We start from the raw sequence: 20,456 nt of genomic DNA, 5'->3' as shown, positions 1-20,456 counted from the left end.
TGCATGCCACGCACGGGTGTGTTAATTATACAAATTCCGACGGGGTGTAGCGCAGTCTGGCTAGCGCACCTGCCTTGGGAGCAGGGGGTCGGAGGTTCGAATCCTCTCACCCCGACCAGAACTGCGCCTGTAGCTCAGCTGGATAGAGCAACGGACTTCTAATCCGTAGGTCAGAGGTTCGAATCCTCTCAGGCGTGCCAAAAGAATAATATGGTGGCTATGGTGAAGGGGTCTAACACACATGACTGTGACTCATGCATTCGTGGGTTCAAATCCCACTAGCCACCCCATTTAAGACAAGCCCCGTGATAAACGGGGCTTATTCGTATGTGGCGCAGTTTTTTGCGAGAGTGGCGGAACTGGCAGACGCACTGGACTTAGGATCCAGCGGGCAACCGTAGGGGTTCGACTCCCCTCTCTCGCACCATTCTTAATCGTTTAGGGACCCCGCCGTTGCTCCTTTACTGCCTTCCGACGTAATTCCCCCAGGGGCTATAGACAAAATAAATCCATAAGAGAGGTTAACGATGACCAGTACCATCGAGACACTGAGCAGCGTCAAAAAGAAAATTTCCTTCGAAATCAGTGCAGAGCGGGTAGCATCCGAGATTGATAAGGTCTATGAGCAAATCCGGAAGCGGTCGGCGATTAAAGGGTTTAGAAAAGGGAAAGCTCCCCTCTCATTTATTGAAAAGCACTACAGTTCGGTTATGGAAGGGGATGTGCTGAAAAACCTTTTTGATGAGACGTATTTCAAGGCGTTGGCTGATCATAAGATTTTCCCGGTATCGCATCCGGTCATTGAGAGCGATGATGTGAAACGAGGCGAGTCTCTCAAGTATTCGGCAACCGTGGAAGTTATGCCCGAAATTGAGGTGAAGGATTATCTCGGCCTGGAAGTGAAAAAGGAGTTGTTTGTTGTCGATGATTCAGTTGTCGAGAAGCGTCTCGACGAAATGAGGGAAAATATGGCCCAGGTCGTGCCTGCAGGCGAAGGGGCACAGGTTGAACAGGGCCAATATGTAATAATCGATTTCACCGGGTATGTCGACGATAAGCCCTTTGAAGGAGGGAATGCTGAAAGTTATCAGCTGGAGATCGGCTCTGGGCGCTTTATTCCGGGGTTTGAGGAGCAAATCGTTGGTATGAAGTGCGGCGAGCAGAAGACGATCACCGTCCCGTTTCCTGAAGATTATTGGAACAAAGATCTTGCCGGGAAAGATGCCCGTTTTGATGTTACGGTCCGGGAGATTAAGGTTAAGGAATTGCCGGAACTCGATGATGAATTTGCGGCACAGTTCGGTGAGTTTGCCTCTTTGGCCGATTTGCGGGAAAAGATTGGTGAAGTGTATGAAAAACAGGAACTTAGCCGGATTCGGGCCGACCTTCAGGATAGGATTGTAAAGGCGATTATCGAAAAGAATGAAATTGAGGTACCGACGACATTTGTTGATAAGCAGCTAGAACTAATGCTTTCCAACACCAAGAACAGGCTTGCCGGTCAACGGCTTACCCTTGAGATGATGGGAATGGACGATGATAAATTCAAGGTACAGTATCGCGATGTTGCGGAAAGCCAAGTGAAGGGCTCGTTGCTGCTCGAAGCGGTGGCCAAAAAAGAGGCCGTTAAAGTCGAGCAGGCAGATATTGAGAAAAAGCTGCTGGAGATCGCGCAGGAAAGCGGCCAGGATATTGCTCGCATGAAGGAGTATTATGAGCAGAACCGTTCTGCCAAGGAAAATTTGGAAGCTCATCTGGCGGAAGAAAAGGTGATGGAATACCTCTTGCAAAATGCTGTCGTAACTGAAGTGCCTAAGGACCAACTTTAGAGACGGGGGAGAATCATGCTCGTACCGATTGTTGTTGAACAGACTGGCAGAGGGGAACGTTCCTACGACATATATTCGCGTCTGCTCAAGGATCGCATTGTTTTTCTCGGTGGCGCCATTGATGATTCCGTTGCGAATCTTGTTATTGCCCAGTTGCTGTTTTTGGAGGCAGAAGATCCCGATAAGGATATCCATCTGTATATTAATTCTCCCGGCGGTGTCGTGACGTCAGGATTGGCCATTTATGACACCATGAGGTATATCAAGGCCCCTGTTTCGACCATTTGCGTCGGGCAGGCCGCGTCAATGGGGGCTCTACTCCTTGCGGGCGGTGAAAAAGGAAAGCGTTTTAGCCTGACTCATTCACGGATTATGATTCACCAACCGATTGGCGGTTTCCAAGGCCAAGCCACGGATATCCACATCCATGCTCAGGAAATTCTCAAATTGAAGAAACGGCTCAATGAGATCCTTGCCGAAAGCTCCGGACAACCTCTGACCAAGGTGGAAAATGACACCGAGCGTGACTATTTTATGTCTGGTGAAGAGGCGAAGAACTATGGTATCATTGACGACATAATCGAGCGCAAGACGATCAGTGGAGGTCCTCGTTGAGTAGAAGAAATGACAGTAGCGATAACCTGACCTGCTCCTTCTGCGGAAAGAGCCAGGATGAGGTGAAGAAGCTCATTGCCGGCCCGACAGTATACATTTGCGACGAGTGTATCGAGTTGTGTAACGATATCATTGCCGAGGAGACAAAACTCGAAGAGGCAATGGGGCCGGATGTCAAGAAACTGCCGAAACCGCAGGAAATCAAGGAGGTCCTTGACGAGTACGTCATTGGCCAGGATCGGGCAAAAAAGATACTCGCTGTCGCGGTTTACAATCATTACAAACGCATTGAATCGATGGGCAAGCCTAGCGATGTCGAAATGCAGAAAAGCAATATTCTTCTCCTTGGGCCGACAGGTTCAGGCAAAACGTTGCTGGCCCAGACTCTGGCACGGATTCTTAAGGTGCCATTTGCCATGGCAGATGCAACTAATTTGACTGAAGCGGGTTACGTCGGTGAGGATGTTGAAAATATTATCCTTAATCTGCTTCAGGCAGCAGACTACGATGTAGAGCGGGCTCAGAAAGGGATCATCTACATCGACGAAATCGATAAGATTGCACGAAAATCCGATTCGCCATCAATCACAAGAGATGTCTCGGGAGAAGGGGTTCAGCAAGCACTGCTGAAGATTATCGAAGGAACTGTCGCCAGCGTTCCCCCCAAAGGCGGCAGGAAGCATCCGCAACAGGAATTTTTGAAGGTAGATACTACCAATATCCTTTTTGTTTGCGGTGGTGCCTTTGCCGGGCTTGAAAATGTGATTCAGCAGCGGATCGGTGTCAAGACGCTTGGCTTCGGCGCTGACGTGAAGAAAAAAATCGAGAAGCGTGCCGGTGAATTGCTGGCGGAAGTTACCCCGGAAGACCTGCTCAAGTTTGGCTTCATTCCGGAATTTATCGGTAGGCTCCCCGTATTGGCCACCCTTCATGAACTGGATGAAGCGGCCATGGTACAGATTCTCAAAGAGCCTAAAAATGCGCTTGTGAAACAGTATCAGAAGTTGTTCGAGATGGAGCATGTCAAGTTGAAGTTTACCGACGGGTCGCTGGTGGCGATTGCCCGGGAAGCGCTGAAACGTAAAACCGGGGCGCGGGGACTTCGTTCAATCCTAGAGAATTCCATGCTGGATATTATGTATGAGATTCCCTCCCAGACGATGGTGAAGGAAGTTGTCATTAACGAAGATGTAATTTACAACAAAGAAAAGCCGATCATTGTCTATGAAAACGTGGCTGAATCAGCCTAGATAGAGTCAAGGATATACATGGATTTTATTGAAGAGGATAGCAGCATGGCCAGAGGGGATCTGCAAAGATTCCCTCTTTTACCTTTAAGGGATATCGTTGTCTTCCCCCATATGGTCGTTCCACTTTTCGTTGGCAGGGAAAAGTCCATTTCCGCCCTCGAAGCAGCGATGAATGGGAATCGACTCATTTTTCTTGCTGCGCAGAAGAATGCAAAGACCGAAGAGCCAAAACGCGAAGATATCTTCGGTGTCGGCACTGTTGCTCAGATAATTCAGCTTCTCAAACTCCCTGATGGAACTGTTAAGGTTCTTGTAGAAGGGAAAAGACGCGCCGAGATCATTTCTTACGTGCAACATCAAGACTACTTCGTTGTTGATGTCCATCCGTTTGATGATCAGGGGGATGCCGGCGTTGAAGTTGAGGCGCTGATGCGGAGCGCCCGGATGACATTTGAGAGTTATGTCAAGCTGACCAAGGGTGTCCCGCAAGATGTTCTCAATACCTTAGCCAGTATCACTGATCCGGCTCGGTTGGCCGATACCCTTACTCCGCATCTTAATCTGAAGCTTGCTGACCGCCAGCTCCTGCTGGATTTGCGTGATGCCGGCCAGCGGCTGGAGCGCCTTTTGGCTTTCATGGAGGCTGAAGTCGAGATTCTCCAGCTGGAAAGCAAGATCCGATCCCGGGTTAAGAAACAGATGGAGAAGAACCAGAAGGAGTATTACCTCAACGAGCAGATGAGGGCCATCCAAAAAGAACTTGGTGGTAAGGATGAGTTCAAGCAGGAGCTTCTGGAACTCGAAGAACGGGCAAATAAGGGAAAACTCTCGAAAGAGGCAAAACAAAAGGTTACCGCAGAATTGAAGAAGCTCAGGCTGATGTCACCGACGTCGGCCGAGGCCACGGTCGTCAGAAATTACATCGATTGGTTGGTATCGTTGCCTTGGGGGAAGTTATCGCGCGAAAATCGAGATATTGGTCGAGCTGAAGAAGTACTTGATGCTGATCATTACGGCCTTGAAAAAGTTAAGGAACGGATTCTCGAATTTTTGGCCGTTCAGACGTTGGTCAAAAAGTTGAAAGGGCCGATCCTTTGCCTGGTCGGTCCTCCTGGGGTGGGAAAAACCTCGCTGGCTCGTTCCATTGCTACGGCAACCGGCAGAGATTTTGTTAAGATGTCGCTCGGGGGGATGCGTGACGAGGCGGAAATCCGCGGGCATCGGCGGACATATGTCGGTGCCATGCCGGGGAAGATCATTCAGAATCTGAAAAAGGCGGGAAGTAACAATCCGGTTTTTCTTCTGGACGAGCTTGATAAAATGAGTTCCGATTTCCGGGGGGATCCTGCTTCTGCGATGCTCGAGGTGCTTGACCCGGAGCAGAATGCCCATTTTTCTGATCACTTTCTGGATATTGAATACGATCTTTCTCGGGTTTTCTTTATAGCTACAGCAAATTCAATCCATTCGATTCCCAGACCTCTTCTTGACCGGCTGGAAATTATTCGCCTAGAAGGGTATACCGAGCACGAAAAACTGGCGATTGCTAAACAGTATCTCGTGAAAAAGCAGATCGAACTTAACGGTATTACCCTGAGTAACGTGAGTTTTACCGACAATTCCCTGTTGGAGATCATTCGCTATTATACGCGTGAAGCTGGTGTCAGAAACCTTGAACGGGAAATTGCTTCTGTCTGTCGTAAGGTCGCCTACCGGGTTGTCAAGGGAGAGAAAAAAAAGATTGCCGTACAACCAAAGCTCTTGAATGACTTTCTTGGCCCTCATCGTTTCAAGTTCGGTTTTACCGAAGAGAGTGATCATGCGGGGACGGCGACCGGCTTGGCCTGGACTGAAACAGGCGGTGACCTGCTTACCATAGAGGTGACGATTGTCCCTGGTAAAGGCACCTTGCTGGTCACCGGCAAGCTGGGAGAAGTAATGCAGGAATCGGCGCAGGCAGCGATGACCTACGTACGTTCTCGAGCGCAGTTGCTCGGCCTAGACAAGGATTTCTATCAGAAATTCGATATTCATATCCATGTCCCGGAAGGCGCCATCCCGAAGGATGGGCCGTCGGCCGGGATTACGATGGCTACGGCCCTCACTTCGGCGCTCACCGAGCGGGCTGTGCGTCACGATATTGCCATGACTGGAGAGATTACGTTGCGTGGCAATGTCCTGCCGATCGGAGGACTTAAGGAAAAGCTGCTTGCAGCTCGCCGTGGAGGAGTAAAGCAAGTACTGATTCCCCATGATAATGAGAAGGATTTGGCTGAAATCCCTCGTGAGGTTTACGCGGGGATGAAGGTTCTGCCGGTTCAGCATATGGATGAGGTTCTTTCTCTGGCACTTCTCGGCGATAGTGTCACCACGATGGCTCCGACGCCCCCATCGTCGCTTGACACATCTGGTGAGCCACGGGAAGGCTCGGTTACCGCCCATTAGGTGGAAAAATATTCTTGACATCGAAACTGTTAGTCTGGTATATAGTTGGTCCGCTTGTGATTGGCTGATCAAGCATGTAGCTGAGTAATTACAGATGGTTATGGATTGCCAGAATTGACGATAGTTTTTGAAGTTGCGGGGTCGTAGTTAAGATGGTTATAACGCCGGCCTGTCACGCCGGAGGCCGCGGGTTCGAGCCCCGTCGACCCCGCCATTTTTAGGGCGAATAGCTCAGCTGGGAGAGCGCCAGCCTTACAAGCTGGATGTCGGGGGTTCGATCCCCTCTTCGCCCACCATCGTTTTTTTTCGGGAAGGACAATCCCGAGTCGGTCGGTTCAATTGAATAGCTTTTGGGGTCGTAGTTAAGATGGTTATAACGCCGGCCTGTCACGCCGGAGGCCGCGGGTTCGAGCCCCGTCGACCCCGCCATCTGGAAAGAGGTCATGCATTGCATGACCTCTTTCTTTTTACCGATAACTCTAGCAGAGAGGCCCTTTTTCTTGACGCTTGCGCTAATAATGGTCTATCATTCATTAGAAAATTGGCCTATTTACGACACAGTGGCTTGAAACCGCTTTCCATAGTGCGATAAAATGAGCTGTTTGGATGGGAGTTCTTGGTGAAAATAGTAGCAGTTATCCCAACCTACAATGAATACGACAATATTGCCCGACTGATCGGGGAAGTCTTGGCACAATCGCCGGATCTGCAGGTGTTTATTGTCGATGATAATTCGCCCGATGGCACCGGTGAACTTGTTGAATCGCTGGCCCGCAAGAACAGCAGGATTCATATACTGCGTCGCCCCGGTAAAATGGGGCTGGGATCCGCCTATTGTGATGGTTTTCGCGCTGCGATCGACTACGGCGCTGATTATATTGTCGAGATGGATGCTGATTTCTCCCATGATCCGGCGACGATCCCCCGTTTTCTGGAAATGATGTCAGACTATGATTTGGTTATCGGTTCCCGCTATCTCAATGGAATCAGCGTGGTGAACTGGCCGTTGCGTCGCCTGATGCTCAGTTACTTTGCGAATGTGTACACTAGGATTATCACTGGGTTGCGAATTGCGGACTGCACGAGTGGCTTCAAATGTTTTCGCCGCCAGGTTATCGAATCAATTGATTTGAGCAGAATTCGCTCCGACGGCTACTCATTTCAAATCGAGATGAATTTCCGTTGTGTTGAGATGGGGTTCCGTGTTGGAGAAATTCCGATCATATTTATTGATCGCCATTCGGGGAGTTCGAAGATGTCAAAGCGGATTGTTCGGGAAGCCGTTTTGATGGTCTGGAAATTGAAGCTAGGTTCGCTATTGAAAAAGTTATTCCATTGACGGGAGGTTGGTTGTGCTGCATGAAGGGTGGGCCTTACTCTGCCAACTTGGTCTCTGGGGGTGGATTGTTTCGGCTGTCGGATTTATCATGAAAGCATTTCCTTCACGGAACGTATTCGACAAACGGTCGGCTATACGATGGGGTGTATGTCTGCTGGGCGGCTATGTCGTCTGGATCGTCGGGATGGTTATGGCATGAAAAAATTGTGCCGTTGTGCGGTGCGTTGTGTTGTCCCCTTATTGCTGGTGGCGTCATTATCCGGCTGTTCACTTTTTCGCGGAGAAGCATTGCCGTTTCGCGATCCCACTCTCGATCTTGTCTGGCCTCCGCAACCTAATCCTCCCCGCATCCGCTTTCTCCGCGAAATAGCCGGCCCCGATACCGTTATCCCCGAACAGGGCAAAGTCGGCAGGCTTCTCAGTATGGTTACCGGTGAACATCGGGCGTATCTACCCCTTGTTGCACCGTACGGGATTGTGTCCGATGGCCGGGAGGTCGTTTATGTAGCCGACAGTGCTGCCGGGGTTGTTCACCGTTACGATTTGGCTAATCGTGAAATTTCCTATATTTATCGGGCCGGCGGGGAAGATTTGGCGAGCCCTGTCGGAGTTGCTCTCGACAAGGACGGCAACCTTTATGTCAGTGATTCGGTAAATGCCAAGGTTTACGTCTTCTCCGCGACTGGACGTTATTTGCGTTCTCTGGGAGATGGGACTGTTAAATTTCTGCGACCGGCGGGAATTGCCATTGACGGCCAAGGCGATATTTACGTTGTCGATGTGCTGGCACATAAATTGTATGTTTTTGCCGGAGACGGCCACTTCCAAAGGGATTTCCCCCGGGCAGGAAGCGCTGAGCCTCTCAATTTTCCGACCAATGTGGCAGTGGACCGGGCTGGGAATGTGTATGTTACGGATTCGATGAACTTTACCGTCAAAGTGTATGACCACGACGGTAATTTCAAGCGGAAGATTGGAGAAGTCGGCGATTCAACCGGTTCATTCGCCAGGCCGAAGGGGGTTGCCGTCGATAGTGACTGCCATGTGTATGTCGTCGATTCCACCCATGCCAATTTCCAGATATTCGATCAAGCCGGCAAGCTGCTCCTTTTCGTCGGAGCTAACGGCAAAGGGCCGGGGGAGTTTGATCTACCAAGCGGCATCTTCATTGATAGCAATGACCGGATCTTTATTGCCGACAGCCACAATCATCGCCTGCAGATTTTCCAGTACCTGAAGGTAGGGAAACCATAATGTTTCGAAAAATCCTCGCAGCGGCAGTTATCATCACCGTGCTGCTTGTCATCGGCATGAATTGCGGCGCTGCACCTAAAGTCAGCGAGTCCGGCAACAAGCACAACCTGTCGTCAACCAATAACGGTGTCGGGATTACGTATAAGGCATCGAACTCCTCAGATCCGCGCGGTAACCAGATCTGTATTTTCTGCCATACCCCCCATAACGCCAGCCCCCAAACCGTCTTATGGAACAGGGTTGATCCCCAAGGGGGGCCTTTTGGCCATTATTCCTCGTCATCGTTGCAGATTCAGATTGACCCATCAGCTAAATCGCTTAGCGATTACCCCGATGAACCAAACGGCTCATCCCGCCTCTGTCTGAGTTGTCATGACGGTGTGACGGCTCTGGGTAATGTCCTTAGCTATGGCGGAAAAATTGAGGTGAACGGCAGCCTTGATACTGCCATGCAAGGAACCCATGTTTTCGACCGGAATAAGATTACCAACGCGCATCATCCCGTTTCGTTCAAGTATAACGCCGATGTTGTTGCGCGCTTGAAAACCTTGGAGAATGGGGGCGGCTATGACTATTGGATGCCGAGTGATGCTCCATCCCAGGAGACTCCAGCCACTCCGGGTACCAACAAGGCGCGTAACGTTGTCCGACTGGATCGTGAAGGGCGCATGCAGTGTGCTACCTGCCATGACCCCCACCAGACGCACTTCGAGGATACGATTAACGATCCTCCGCTCACACCGTTTTGGGTATTCGACGGTACAGGATTGACCGCTCCTCTCACAGCGGCTAAGGTCCATGACGAGGTTTGTTGGGCGTGTCACAATTTCAACGTCGGTCCGTGACAAGGAATATGATAATGCGTCGACTTGCAGTTATGGTTTGTGGCGTCATGTTTGCTTTATGCCCGGTGTTAAGCCGGGGAGAGACGTATGATCAGCAGCAACCGACAAACAGTACGCCTATTCATCTCGACCCTCAAAACATTCCCGCCGGATGTTCAACCTGTCACCTGACGTTCAATTTTAAAAATGGTGGTGGTCCTGATACCTGTATCGTTTGCCATGGCGATCCTTCGCGCCTTGCCAAGGTATATCGAACAATGCCGAAAGGATTTGCTCCGGCGGGGAAGTCTTTGAAAAATATCGAAGCCGAATTCAAGAAAACCTACCGGCATCCGGTTTTTGATGTGCGTGGCGTTCACCGCGCCGACGAGGTTCTTCCTGAAACAGATTCTCAGCAGCCCCGTCATGCCGATTGTGTTGACTGCCACAATCCTCACCAACTGACATATTCGAACAAGTTTGCCGGTATTAAAGTACGTCGGGTTGGCAATGTTGTCTCATCGGCAACCAAGGAGTATGACCTTTGCTTTAAATGCCATGCCGAGAGCGCGAATCTTCCGGGTCGTTTTGCCAACAAGCGGTCTGAATTTGCACTGACGAATCCTTCATTCCACCCAGTTGAAGGGGAAGGGAAGAATACGGCGGTGGTAAGTCTCCTCAAACCGTACAAGGAGAAAAAGGTAAACGCCAGCGATGTGTCTACGATCTCCTGCGATGACTGTCATGGCAGCGAAAGCGCTTCGTCTCCCCGTGGGCCTCATGGTTCGATGAACGAGCATATTCTGGTCGACAATTTTTCCACTCGGGACAACCAGCCTGAAAGCCCCTTTGCCTACGCGTTATGCTACCGCTGCCACAACAGGGATAGTATTTTGGGAAATGAAAGCTTCAAATTCCATTCGCTTCATATTCAAGGGACCGGGGGGACAGCTGGTGCGAACGGCACCTCGTGCTATACGTGCCATGATTCCCATGGCAGTGTCGATAACAAGTATCTCATCAAGTTCAACCAGACGGTGGTTTTCCCCAATTCCGCCGGGATGCTCAAATTCGTTGAGAAAGGGATAGCGACCTTTCACGGTGAATGCTACCTTTCCTGTCATGGGGTTGATCACAACCCCAAATCATATTGACCTCCGAGGTTGAAGTGACTCGCACGCTTCTTGTTGCCATGACGGTCAGTGTTCTCCTTGCGCTCTGTCCTTACGTTTCCAGAGGGACGGTTTCCTTGTCTGCGACAACGGATAACGGTACTGTTAACCCCCATGCCGATACCGATCATTGCGGTAGTTGTCATATCCTGGTGAAGGATGATCTGTTACGCAATGATGTGGCAACTATAAAGAAATCCGAACTGAAAGGGGGGCCGGTAGAGGTTTGCCGGCAATGTCATGGGATCGGCTTTGGCCATGGCGTGGGCAAGAAACCGGCGATGAACCGGGAGAACCTCCCTCTTGATGCGGCGGGGGTGATAACATGCGCTCTGACGTGCCACGACATTCATCTCGCCGAGGCCAAAGACCCCCGTCAAAAGCAATACTTTCTCCGTCTGCCCTCTGATACGCTCTGCTACTCATGCCACGATAAATAACCATCTGCCATATCAAGGGGCTACCGTTGCTGGAGCCCTCTCGACAGAGAGGCTGCTTGCTGTTTTTATTTCAACTTTTCATCCGTTTGTGCTAAGAATTTTCTATGGCCCTCTTTACCTGTAAGCTTGGCTCGGCAGATGGCAAGATCATCGTGAAGGACATCGAGTCTGCCAACCCTGATCTTCTTCGTACAAGCTTGGTGGAGCAGGGTTATTTTATTTTTACGATAAAAAAAAAGCCGTTCCAGTTTTTATGGGAGCAGGGAACGGCGCGGCGCAAGATCGACAACAAGGGGCTGCTCACCTTTAATCAGGAACTCCTGACACTCATCAAAGCCGGCCTGCCGATCATCCAGGCACTGGATACGATACTTGAAAAGGCTGATCGCGGCTATTTGGCGGAAACCCTGCGAGAGGTGCGGGAAGATGTGAAAGGAGGGATTGCCCTTTCCGATTCCCTTGAGCGGTATCCGAGAGTCTTTCCCCATCTTTATGTTGCTTCAGTCCGGGCAGGCGAGCGGACCGGTGACCTCCCTCTGACCATCAGACGATACATTGCTTTTTTGAAGCGAGTTGAGGAGGTGCGGAAAAAGTTTTTTTCCGCGCTGGTCTATCCGGCAATTCTCGTTACAGTTGCCTTGCTGGCGATTTCTTTTCTGTTGGTCTATGTCGTCCCGACTTTCAGCCAGGTATATGCCGATGCGGGGTCGCAACTGCCGTTGCCGACCCAGATTCTGATTGCCTTTTCAACCACGTTGAAACGGTATTTTCTGGCTGTGATCGCCGTTCTTGTCTTGGGGGGGATCGCTTTTAACCGGTGGAGCAGTACTTACAGCGGCAGATACTGGGTAGACACCTTCAAAATCAGATTCCCGTTTATCGGCGAGGTTTTCTCCAAATTTTCCATTGCTGCATTCACCAGGACCCTTGCAACTGTCATCGGCAGCGGGATTCCGATCGTAGAAGCCCTCAAGATGGCGGTCGGCACTCTCAATAATGTAGTTCTGGAAAAGAATATCCTCCAAGCGATTGTCCGGGTGGAAGAGGGCAGCGGTCTTTCCGTTGCCATGGAATCGACCCATGCTTTCCCGCCTCTTGCTTTGCGTATGCTGGGAGTTGGAGAAACAACCGGCTCTCTCGAACAGATGCTGACCGATATTTCGGAATATTTCGAAGCGGAGATCGATACCCGGCTTCATCTCCTTACAACGGCGATAGAACCGGCAATTATGCTTTTTATGGGATTGGTCGTCGGCGTAATTATCATCACCATGTATCTGCCGATCTTCAAGATCGCCGGGACCGTCGGTTGATCCACCTCCGACTAAGTGTGCGCGACGAGCGCTGCGGGATAGAGTTATGATGGCACATGCGTTCAGACGGAAAAATATCGGCGAAATTCTGGTTACGCAGGGGAGTCTGAATCCGACCGATCTTCCTTATGTCATTGATCGCTTGAAATCGACAAGCAAGCGTTTTGGTGAAATTTGCCTGGAAGAGGGGCTGATAACGGAGGAGGCATTGGCAATTGCCCTTGCCGAACAGTTCGGAATCGACTATGTCGACGCTCGGGGAATCAAACTTGATGAGTCGCTTCTCAATTCCCTGCCTCCCGATTCGGTATATCGCTACCGATTTGTTCCTTTAGAGGAGCAGGGTGCCAATCTGGTAATCCTGATTTCCGATCCCACTGATGTCATCAAGCTTGATGATCTGGAACTCCTCCTCGATCGGCCGCTTACGATCAAACTGGCCACGGAATCGGCGATTGCCGGAATCCTCAAAAAAGGGGAGGCGGCCAGCAGGGTATTGCGCGAAGTCTCGGAAGACTTCATGCTCCAGTTGGTGCAGGAGAATGAAAAGGGTGAAGAAATTCTCTCCATGGAGAAGATTTCCGCCGATACCAGCCCGATCATCAAGCTGGTTAATTCAACGATTCTTGACGCCTTGAGCCGGCGCACCAGTGACATCCATATCGAAACCGCCCTTGAGGGGGTGATCATCAAATACCGAATTGACGGTGTGCTCTACCGGGCTACAGAACCTCTCGACATTCACTTCCAGGCGCCGATTATCTCCCGGCTCAAGGTTATGAGTGAACTCGATATCTCTGAACGACGAATTCCGCAGGATGGCCGCTTCAAGGTGAGGCTTAACGACAAGGCCATCGACTTCCGGGTTTCGATCATGCCGAGTGCCTTCGGCGAAGACGCTGTTATTCGTATCCTCGACAAAGAAAGCATAGCCTCGGATCTTAAAGGACTGACCCTTGAAACTCTCGGCATGAATCCCCGGGAAATGAGGCGGCTTCGAAAAAAGATCCGCGAGCCGTATGGAATGGTGCTGGTGACCGGGCCGACCGGCTCGGGGAAAACGACGACCCTTTATGCTGCCCTGACAGAAATACATACTGGTGAAGAAAAGATCATTACGATCGAGGACCCGGTTGAATATCTGTTGCGTGGAATTGTGCAGATTCCGGTCAACGAAAAGAAGGGACTCACTTTTGCCCGGGGACTCCGGTCCGTGCTACGACATGACCCGGACAAGATCATGGTTGGTGAGATTCGCGACCCGGAAACGGCTCAAATAGCTGTCCAGTCAGCCCTGACAGGCCACCTGGTGTTCACGACCGTTCATGCCAACAACGTTTTTGACGTGCTGGGACGTTTTATTCACATGGGGATTGACCCGTACAATTTCGTTTCCTGCCTGAATTGCGTTATGGCACAACGATTGGTTCGAAAACTTTGTAATACGTGTAAATATCCGATAAAGCATTCGGATGCCGATCTGCTCGAGTCGGGAATCAATCCTGACGAATGCCGCGAGGTGGTTTTCTACGATGCCCATGGTTGCGAGGAGTGCAATGGCACCGGTTATCGCGGGCGTTCTGCCATTGTTGAATTGCTCGACCTGAATGATACGGTCCGGGAACTGATCATGTCACGGGCACCGGTGGCCCAACTGAAAACGGCCGCCCGCGATGCCGGGACTATTTTCCTGCGTGAATCGGCGCTCGAAAAAGTCTATGCTGGGGAAACCAGCCTCAGGGAGATCAACCGCGTCACCTTTGTCGAGTGATAGTCTGGTGAAGCATAATGGGTGAGCATGATATTTTCTCATGATACATTAGGGATGGAAATTGCCCAGCACGGTGTGAAGATGGTCCGGGTCGGTGGTCGGCTGCGCGCCCCAAAGCTTCTGGCACAGAGTTGCGCCACGTTCCCGCCCGAAGTCTTGCGGGTACTGCATCGAGAAGCGAATGTCCTCCAACCCGCTTCTTTCGTAAATATCGTGAAGGAGACAGCCAATAAGCTGCTCTCCTCGACGGGGCGTGTCTCTGTTTCCCTGCCGGATGCAGCCGGCCGTGTCATGATTCTTGATTTTGAGACCCGGTTCAAGAGTAAGGATGAAGGCCGGGACATGATTCGTTGGAAATTGAAGAAAAGCCTTCCCTTTGATGTCAGTGATGTCCATCTCGATTACCAACCGTTGCGACAGAAGGATAATGGCGAGTTGTCGGTATTAGTGGCCCTGATGGCAAAAAACGTTGTCACCCAGTACGAGGATTTGTTGCTTGAGGCCGGTCTTCAACCGAACAAGATCGACTTTTCCACATTCAACCTCTATCGGCTTTTTTCCCGCCGGTTGGAACTCAGCGAGAGCCCATTGTATATCGCCTTCCATCATGGTGTGCTGAGCATCCTTATTTTTACCCAAGGGGTTCTTGATTTTTACCGTACTAAAGAAATCAGCGATGTCGATCTCGACATAAACCGGATTTTCATGGAGATCAACAATTCTCTGGTATTTTACCGGGACCGTAATCCAGGGTGCGAATTTAAGGAAATCTTCTGTCATGTGTCGCCAGCACGGGAAGAAACTTTTGCCACCGTACTCCGTGAGGCCTGCGGTATCGAGCCGGTAATCCTCCATCCGGATTTGGTCGTCTCCAGCGCTGAACCCTCCCTGGGAAAGAACGACATCCTCTGTGACCTTGCTGCCGCTTTGGGAGCAGCTACGAGGAACTTGTGATGGACCTGAAGATCAACCTCGCCACCCGTTTCTTTATCGATCAACGAAAGCTTTCGCTGGCGACGGTTGGCGTAGTCTGCGTTCTGCTGGTATTGGCCGCCTATAATTTTGCCGTGCTGGGCGGGAACGCGGGGCGTGCGAAACGGCTCAGAGCAGACCTCGCGTTGCTGCAGGCTCGCTTCGACGCTTCCGCAAAAGGGGTTTCGGCCACCGAATACCAACGGTTGCTGAAGCATATCACGGCTGTGAATGGTATCCTGGCGGCCAGAGGCTATGACTGGCTCGTTTTGCTCGATCGCGTGGAAACCGTTATCCCCGATGGAGTAACCCTCACTTCGATTGACCCGAACCTGGCGGATGGCACCCTTAAGCTTTCCGGGCTCGCCCGTAATTTTTCGGCACTGCGGAATTTGATGGAGAATCTGGAGGCTGCTCCCTACGCTTCGTCGGTTTTTCTGCAGAACCAGGCGCAGATTTCTGTTGGTGCCACACAACAGGGGCTTTCCTTTACGGTGACCTGCAAGGTAGATCTCTCATGACAAAGCAGCAGTTTCTCGATCTGCTCGGTTCCAGGAAAAAGTCTGTTGGCCTGGTGCTGGTGCTGGTGGTGCTGAATATAGCTGTTTCGCTTTATGTCCACATCGTCCAGCAGCCGCAGCTGGACCGCCTGCTTGACGAATGGGCCGCCAAGAGGGCCTTGAGTGCCGGAGGGAAAAATGATATTGCCTCGATTTACCAGCGGGGTGAAGCCGATCTGAAATCATTTCGCGAACGGATTCCGCTGAAAAGGGATTTTTCCCGTGTTATGATGGAAACTTTTGAGGCAGCAGCGGACAACGGCCTGAAAATCGCTAACATCACGTACAAACCACAACTTGTGCCGGACGAGAATCTGGTGCTCTACGCTGTAACAATGGACCTTAATGGTAAATATGCTGCGACCAAGAGTTTCTTGGCCGATCTCCAGTGCCGGAAATCGTTGCTTGTTATCGATGCGCTCTCTCTTGCCAACTCAAGTACAACTGATGAGGCTGTTGACTTGAAGCTGCAATTGTCTGCCTACCTGCGTCCGGAGGAGAAATGAACCGGCAACGGCTGATTCTTTTCATCCTGCTGGCAGTATTGGCACTGTCGATAGGGTATAGTTTCTGGCGAATGCCGCGTCAGGAAAAAGCGCCAGCTGGCACTGCGGTTCATCCTCAGCCTGTTACGAAGACGAGCGCTCGGCAAAAAGGAGAAAAGGGGGCAGTACCACAGGATAAATTCGTCCGACTCGATCTGTTGGAATGTCCGAAGGGTGGATTTACCGGTTTTCGCAAAGATATATTCAAGCCGATTTTCCGTGATGAATCGAAAGTGCCTCCACCACCGCCGATGTTGCCGAAACCTGTGCCTCCTCCGCCTCTTCCTTCTCGTCAGGTGATAGTTCCCCCGCCTGTAGCGAGCATCGAGCCGCCACCTGTGGTTCGGGATATGGCCAGGTTCACTTTTCTCGGCTATTTGAAGAAAGATAACAAGAAAACGGTTTTTCTCACCAAGGAAAAACAAATTTTGCTTGTTCATCAGGGAGACAAGATTGAAGGAAAATACGAAGTGACAAGTGTGACGGACAGTGCTCTTTCGATCCGCGTGCTTGGCGATGGCAGCGAAATTGTCATCCCTCTTGTGGAAAACAAGCCGTTGAATGTCCAGATGCGATAGGTGAGGAGTCTTCTCATGCGAATCATACTGAAAGTTTTGGCTGTCGCTCTCCTTGTGGGAGGGCTTGCCGGTTGTGGGGCGGGGCTGACCGCCTTCAACAAGGGCGAAAAACTGGAAACCGATGGGAAGTTTGATGAAGCAGTATTGAAATATGCGGAGGCGACTGCCGCCAATCCTACCAACTATGAGTACCGTTTGCGGCTCCTCAAGGTAAGTGAGAAGGCTGCCCGGCTCCACCTCAACAAGGGTGAGGAGTACTTCAATAAGCATCAATACGATGATGCACTGCGGGAATATCAGGAGGCGGTGGCTCTCGACAATTCGCTCGACCGTGCCCGCCAGCAGAGTGAAAAGCTGCTCAAGATTCGTAATGCTCAAACTTACTTCAAGGAAGCGCAAGAATTCGAAAAAGGCAACAAACTGAGAGAGGCGCTCCAGTCTTATCGCAAGGGCCTGGCCATTGATCCTGACAACAATGAGGCGAAAGATGCCCTTGAGCGGCTGCTGCAGACTCGGAAAACTCGCCTTGAAGGGTACGAACTGAACCTCAAATCGACTAAGCCGATTACACTCAAGTTCAAGGATGCGAAGATTAAGGATGTCTTCTATATCCTGACCCAACTATCGGGGATCAATTTCATCTTCGACGATGCGGTCAAAGACCAGAATGTAACCATTTTCCTGGAAAATGCCACTTTCCAGCAGGCACTTGAAATCCTCACCGGGATGAACAAGCTTGGGAAAAAGGTGCTCAATGAAAGCACTATTATCATCTTCCCGAAAACTCCCGAGAAAACAAAGCAATACGAGGATCTTATCGTCAAAACCTTCTACCTGAATACCCTGGATGCAAAGAAAGCGGTCAACCTGTTGCGGACAATGCTGCAGGTTCGCAAGATATACGTGAACGAGGATCTCAATGCCATTGTCATTCGGGATACGCCGGACGTGATTGACGTGGCACAGAAGATCATTGAGGCAAACGATGTCCCTGATGCCGAAGTCGTGCTTGATCTGGAAGTTATCGAGGTGTCGAAGAATAATGCCGAAAACTTCGGCCTGGGTCTGTCGAGCTATTCGTTGACCATGAATGCGCGTACCCCTGGCGGCGAGTTCTTTTCCGATACGTTCAGCCCGACGACCACGACTACCAGCTCCGGAACTACGACTACTACTACCCAGGTGACGGCGAATAATTTACTCAATGTTTTTAATTGGAGCGGTTATAACGGGTTTGTTACCGTTCCGAGCGCCACATACAATTTCAGCAAGCGGGTTGCTCATGCCGAAGTCTTGGCGAACCCGAAGATTCGCGTCAAGAATCGGGAAAAAGCGAAATTTACCGTCGGCACCAGGGTCCCGATCACGACTACCTCAACAACGGGGACTACCGGCGGATTCAGCGTTAACGTCCAGTATGTCGATGTCGGGGTGAAACTCAATGCCGAGCCGACGATCCAGATCGATAACGATGTGTCGATCAAACTCAGTCTTGAGGTGAGTTCGATCATCAGCAAGGAAACGGTTGGTGGAACGGATTCGGCAACCACCGTCGTAACGATCGGCACCCGAAATCTCGATACGGTCCTGAATCTCAAAGACGGCGAAACGAGCCTTATCGGTGGTCTGATCCAGGATAACAAGTCCAAGAGCAACCAGAAGATCTTCCTGTTGGGTGATATTCCGCTGCTGGGACCGCTTTTTTCGAACAACGTGGGTACGGATGACAAAAACGAACTGGTCCTGGCTGTGACCCCGCGGATCGTCCGTGCCGTGACTATCCCTGACAGTGATGTCGCTTCGTTCTGGTCCGGGAAGGAAGATGAACCGTCGACGGCGAAGCCGTACTCATCTTTTGTCGAAGAACCGGAGTTCCCGGCAGTTCCTCCGGCGGTGCCGGCCAAGCCGGCGCCGGTTACTGGTGCGATTCCGCATCCCGCATCGTCCGGCTCCGTCCCCGCAATCCCGGCCCCTGCGGCGGGAAACCCTGCTACCCCCGGAGTTACTCCTCCTGCCGCAGTATCCCAGGCTCCTGCGGCGAAACTGTCGCCGGCTGCGGTAGCTGCCGGCGCGACGGTGCCGCCGGCGGCTACCAATACCGCTGCCGCGGCAAGGACGACCGTTCCCGTCGCGGCGGTTGCCGCTGTTCCTTCAATTCAGGCGCCGCTACGGGGCAGTTTGAATATAACCGCCCCTTCGGCAGTAAATTCCGGGTCTCAATTCAAGGTTGATATCAAGGCTTCCGATGTGAAGGGGCTTGCGCGAGCCACTTTTGTACTGCTCTATGACCCAATTTTTGTAGAATACGTAGGGGCAACGGAAGGGAACTTCCTGAACCGGGACGGGAAGCCGACCACATTTACTGCTCAAGCCGACAAGGGGACGGGACGAGTCACTGTTACCATGGCGAGAACCGCAGTCTCTGAAGGAGCGATCGACGGTACGGGTACTTTACTGACGGCAACCTTCCTTGCCAAGAACAAGGGGCCGGCGAGTTTGGGCCTGCAGAACGTCAAATTTGTCAATCAAGCCAGCCGACCGATCGAGATTATCCCGTATAATACGGTCGTTGAAGTGAAGTAGCCGTATGTTGTCAAGAATTTCCGTGCGACCGGCAATGAAAGATCAGCGGGGCCTGACCCTGATCGAGCTGATTATCACGGTCGCCATTCTTGGCGTGCTCGCCAGTGTTGTTGTCCCGTCAGTCCAGATGACGGTAAAACGGACCAAAGAGCTTGAGCTGCGTCGTGATCTACGCTTGATCCGCACGGCAATCGACGACTACAAGAAAAGTTATGATGAGGCGGTTAAAGGGGGAAAAATCCCGTCGGTCCAGAACAAGTCGGGGTATCCGGAAACACTTGATGAACTGGTCGAGGGGAAGGATTTCGGCGGGCTTTATTCATATAAGAAGAAATTTTTGCGGAAAATCCCTCCCGATCCGTTCAATCCGCCTCTCCCGGGGGAGAAGCCGCAATGGGGAATGCGCTCATATAGTGATGATCCGGAAAGCACCCAGTGGGGTGGCGAAGATGTCTATGATGTCTATTCCCTGAGCGAAGGAACAGCCATCGACGGGACGAAGTACAAGGATTGGTAACCGAATGCTGCTGAAGGTGCTGAAAAATCGAAAGGGATTTACGCTGATCGAGCTGATGATCGTCTTGACGATTATCGGCATCCTGGCGTCTATCGCCGTTCCCAATTACCGGATCAGCCTGATCAAGGCGCGGGAAGCAGTGTTGAAGGAAGATCTCCATACGATGAATAGTGCCATCGATCAATACTGGGCCGATCAGGGCAAGTACCCGGATTCGCTTCAGGACCTCATTGACAAGAATTATCTGCCTAAAGTTCTTCCCACCGACCCGATCACCAGAAAGAATGACACTTGGCTCGTCGATCCACCGCCGGAACAGTCATCGGGAGGAGAATCGGGAACCAAGGATCTGGGAAATGTCTATCGGGTCCGGAGCGGGTCTGACCTGATCGCCACCGATGGTACCCCCTATCGGGATTGGTAAGGCGCACATTGTTCGAGCGGCGTTA

General features: G+C 51.3%; 18 protein-coding genes and 7 tRNA genes. All 25 read left to right on the top strand.

Annotated elements, in window-relative coordinates; all coding sequences use genetic code 11:
- Positions 1-40 precede the first annotated feature (40 nt).
- The 25 genes from QMN23_RS11660 (at position 41) to QMN23_RS11540 (ending at position 20,431) form a co-directional block, all read left to right on the top strand.
- Positions 41-118: transfer RNA gene (locus tag QMN23_RS11660), tRNA-Pro, on the top strand.
- A gap of 5 nt (positions 119-123) precedes the next feature.
- A tRNA-Arg gene (locus QMN23_RS11655) sits at positions 124-200 on the top strand.
- Positions 201-213: 13 nt separating this feature from the next.
- A tRNA-His gene (locus QMN23_RS11650) sits at positions 214-290 on the top strand.
- A 54-nt stretch (positions 291-344) separates the two neighbouring features.
- Positions 345-427 (top strand) — tRNA-Leu (locus QMN23_RS11645).
- 100 nt (positions 428-527) lie between these two features.
- Positions 528-1,829, top strand: a complete 1,302-nt coding sequence (tig, locus tag QMN23_RS11640; protein ID WP_281999471.1) for a trigger factor — start codon at positions 528-530, stop codon at positions 1,827-1,829.
- A gap of 15 nt (positions 1,830-1,844) precedes the next feature.
- The gene (gene clpP, locus QMN23_RS11635; RefSeq protein WP_281999470.1) at positions 1,845-2,444 is read left to right on the top strand and encodes an ATP-dependent Clp endopeptidase proteolytic subunit ClpP; all 600 of its coding nucleotides are present in this window, start codon (positions 1,845-1,847) and stop codon (positions 2,442-2,444) included.
- The gene (gene clpX, locus QMN23_RS11630; RefSeq protein ID WP_281999469.1) at positions 2,441-3,694 is read left to right on the top strand and encodes an ATP-dependent Clp protease ATP-binding subunit ClpX; all 1,254 of its coding nucleotides are present in this window, start codon (positions 2,441-2,443) and stop codon (positions 3,692-3,694) included. The genes clpP and clpX overlap by 4 nt, the downstream gene beginning before the upstream one ends.
- Before the next feature lie 18 nt (positions 3,695-3,712).
- Positions 3,713-6,139: an endopeptidase La gene (gene lon / locus QMN23_RS11625; protein WP_281999468.1), complete on the top strand. Its 2,427-nt coding sequence runs from the start codon at positions 3,713-3,715 to the stop codon at positions 6,137-6,139.
- A gap of 137 nt (positions 6,140-6,276) precedes the next feature.
- Positions 6,277-6,353 (top strand) — tRNA-Asp (locus QMN23_RS11620).
- A 6-nt stretch (positions 6,354-6,359) separates the two neighbouring features.
- A tRNA-Val gene (locus QMN23_RS11615) sits at positions 6,360-6,435 on the top strand.
- A 56-nt stretch (positions 6,436-6,491) separates the two neighbouring features.
- Positions 6,492-6,568 (top strand) — tRNA-Asp (locus QMN23_RS11610).
- Between the two features lie 190 nt (positions 6,569-6,758).
- Complete coding sequence (locus tag QMN23_RS11605) at positions 6,759-7,478, top strand: polyprenol monophosphomannose synthase (RefSeq protein WP_281999467.1); 720 nt, start codon at positions 6,759-6,761, stop codon at positions 7,476-7,478.
- Between the two features lie 195 nt (positions 7,479-7,673).
- Positions 7,674-8,732, top strand: coding sequence for a 6-bladed beta-propeller (locus QMN23_RS11600; RefSeq protein WP_281999466.1), 1,059 nt, complete (start codon positions 7,674-7,676; stop codon positions 8,730-8,732).
- Positions 8,732-9,577 (top strand): cytochrome C, encoded by an 846-nt coding sequence (locus QMN23_RS11595; protein ID WP_281999465.1) that lies wholly within the window; start codon positions 8,732-8,734, stop codon positions 9,575-9,577. Before QMN23_RS11600 ends, QMN23_RS11595 begins: the two co-directional genes overlap by 1 nt.
- A 14-nt stretch (positions 9,578-9,591) precedes the next feature.
- Entirely contained in the window at positions 9,592-10,710 is a 1,119-nt protein-coding gene (locus QMN23_RS11590; RefSeq protein ID WP_281999464.1) for a cytochrome c3 family protein, read from the top strand.
- A 95-nt stretch (positions 10,711-10,805) separates the two neighbouring features.
- Complete coding sequence (locus QMN23_RS11585) at positions 10,806-11,168, top strand: cytochrome C (RefSeq protein WP_281999463.1); 363 nt, start codon at positions 10,806-10,808, stop codon at positions 11,166-11,168.
- A gap of 104 nt (positions 11,169-11,272) precedes the next feature.
- The gene (locus QMN23_RS11580; RefSeq protein ID WP_281999462.1) at positions 11,273-12,481 is read left to right on the top strand and encodes a type II secretion system F family protein; all 1,209 of its coding nucleotides are present in this window, start codon (positions 11,273-11,275) and stop codon (positions 12,479-12,481) included.
- Between the two features lie 49 nt (positions 12,482-12,530).
- Positions 12,531-14,252: a GspE/PulE family protein gene (locus QMN23_RS11575; protein ID WP_282003885.1), complete on the top strand. Its 1,722-nt coding sequence runs from the start codon at positions 12,531-12,533 to the stop codon at positions 14,250-14,252.
- Between the two features lie 27 nt (positions 14,253-14,279).
- Positions 14,280-15,206 (top strand): type IV pilus biogenesis protein PilM, encoded by a 927-nt coding sequence (pilM, locus tag QMN23_RS11570; protein ID WP_281999461.1) that lies wholly within the window; start codon positions 14,280-14,282, stop codon positions 15,204-15,206.
- On the top strand, positions 15,206-15,745 hold the full coding sequence (locus tag QMN23_RS11565; RefSeq protein WP_281999460.1) for a PilN domain-containing protein: 540 nt from the start codon (positions 15,206-15,208) through the stop codon (positions 15,743-15,745). Before pilM ends, QMN23_RS11565 begins: the two co-directional genes overlap by 1 nt.
- Complete coding sequence (locus QMN23_RS11560) at positions 15,742-16,290, top strand: type 4a pilus biogenesis protein PilO (protein ID WP_281999459.1); 549 nt, start codon at positions 15,742-15,744, stop codon at positions 16,288-16,290. Before QMN23_RS11565 ends, QMN23_RS11560 begins: the two co-directional genes overlap by 4 nt.
- The gene (locus tag QMN23_RS11555) at positions 16,287-16,907 is read left to right on the top strand and encodes a type II secretion system protein PulP (RefSeq protein ID WP_281999458.1); all 621 of its coding nucleotides are present in this window, start codon (positions 16,287-16,289) and stop codon (positions 16,905-16,907) included. Before QMN23_RS11560 ends, QMN23_RS11555 begins: the two co-directional genes overlap by 4 nt.
- Positions 16,908-16,922: 15 nt before the next feature.
- Positions 16,923-19,490 carry a secretin N-terminal domain-containing protein gene (locus QMN23_RS11550; RefSeq protein ID WP_281999457.1) on the top strand — a complete coding sequence of 856 codons (2,568 nt, stop codon included), beginning with the start codon at positions 16,923-16,925 and terminating at the stop codon, positions 19,488-19,490.
- Positions 19,491-19,524: 34 nt separating this feature from the next.
- Entirely contained in the window at positions 19,525-20,007 is a 483-nt protein-coding gene (locus tag QMN23_RS11545; protein ID WP_281999456.1) for a type II secretion system protein, read from the top strand.
- Between the two features lie 4 nt (positions 20,008-20,011).
- Entirely contained in the window at positions 20,012-20,431 is a 420-nt protein-coding gene (locus tag QMN23_RS11540; protein WP_281999455.1) for a type IV pilin protein, read from the top strand.
- Positions 20,432-20,456 lie beyond the last annotated feature (25 nt).

It is taken from the genome of Geotalea uraniireducens, from assembly GCF_027943965.1.
GTDB classification, from domain to species: domain Bacteria; phylum Desulfobacterota; class Desulfuromonadia; order Geobacterales; family Geobacteraceae; genus Geobacter; species Geobacter uraniireducens.
This window is presented reverse-complemented; position numbering and strand designations above follow the sequence as displayed.

Bases quoted from the DNA above. Each gene is read 5' to 3' on its own strand.
- QMN23_RS11540 (WP_281999455.1), top strand. From the start codon at position 20,012: ATGCTGCTGAAGGTGCTGAAAAATCGAAAGGGATTTACGCTGATCGAG.
- QMN23_RS11555 (WP_281999458.1), top strand. From the start codon at position 16,287: ATGAACCGGCAACGGCTGATTCTTTTCATCCTGCTGGCAGTATTGGCA.
- QMN23_RS11590 (WP_281999464.1), top strand. From the start codon at position 9,592: ATGCGTCGACTTGCAGTTATGGTTTGTGGCGTCATGTTTGCTTTATGC.
- clpP (WP_281999470.1), top strand. From the start codon at position 1,845: ATGCTCGTACCGATTGTTGTTGAACAGACTGGCAGAGGGGAACGTTCC.
- pilM (WP_281999461.1), top strand. From the start codon at position 14,280: ATGATATTTTCTCATGATACATTAGGGATGGAAATTGCCCAGCACGGT.
- QMN23_RS11565 (WP_281999460.1), top strand. From the start codon at position 15,206: ATGGACCTGAAGATCAACCTCGCCACCCGTTTCTTTATCGATCAACGA.
- QMN23_RS11560 (WP_281999459.1), top strand. From the start codon at position 15,742: ATGACAAAGCAGCAGTTTCTCGATCTGCTCGGTTCCAGGAAAAAGTCT.
- lon (WP_281999468.1), top strand. From the start codon at position 3,713: ATGGATTTTATTGAAGAGGATAGCAGCATGGCCAGAGGGGATCTGCAA.
- QMN23_RS11550 (WP_281999457.1), top strand. From the start codon at position 16,923: ATGCGAATCATACTGAAAGTTTTGGCTGTCGCTCTCCTTGTGGGAGGG.
- tig (WP_281999471.1), top strand. From the start codon at position 528: ATGACCAGTACCATCGAGACACTGAGCAGCGTCAAAAAGAAAATTTCC.
- QMN23_RS11575 (WP_282003885.1), top strand. From the start codon at position 12,531: ATGGCACATGCGTTCAGACGGAAAAATATCGGCGAAATTCTGGTTACG.
- QMN23_RS11595 (WP_281999465.1), top strand. From the start codon at position 8,732: ATGTTTCGAAAAATCCTCGCAGCGGCAGTTATCATCACCGTGCTGCTT.
- QMN23_RS11545 (WP_281999456.1), top strand. From the start codon at position 19,525: ATGAAAGATCAGCGGGGCCTGACCCTGATCGAGCTGATTATCACGGTC.
- QMN23_RS11600 (WP_281999466.1), top strand. From the start codon at position 7,674: ATGAAAAAATTGTGCCGTTGTGCGGTGCGTTGTGTTGTCCCCTTATTG.
- QMN23_RS11580 (WP_281999462.1), top strand. From the start codon at position 11,273: ATGGCCCTCTTTACCTGTAAGCTTGGCTCGGCAGATGGCAAGATCATC.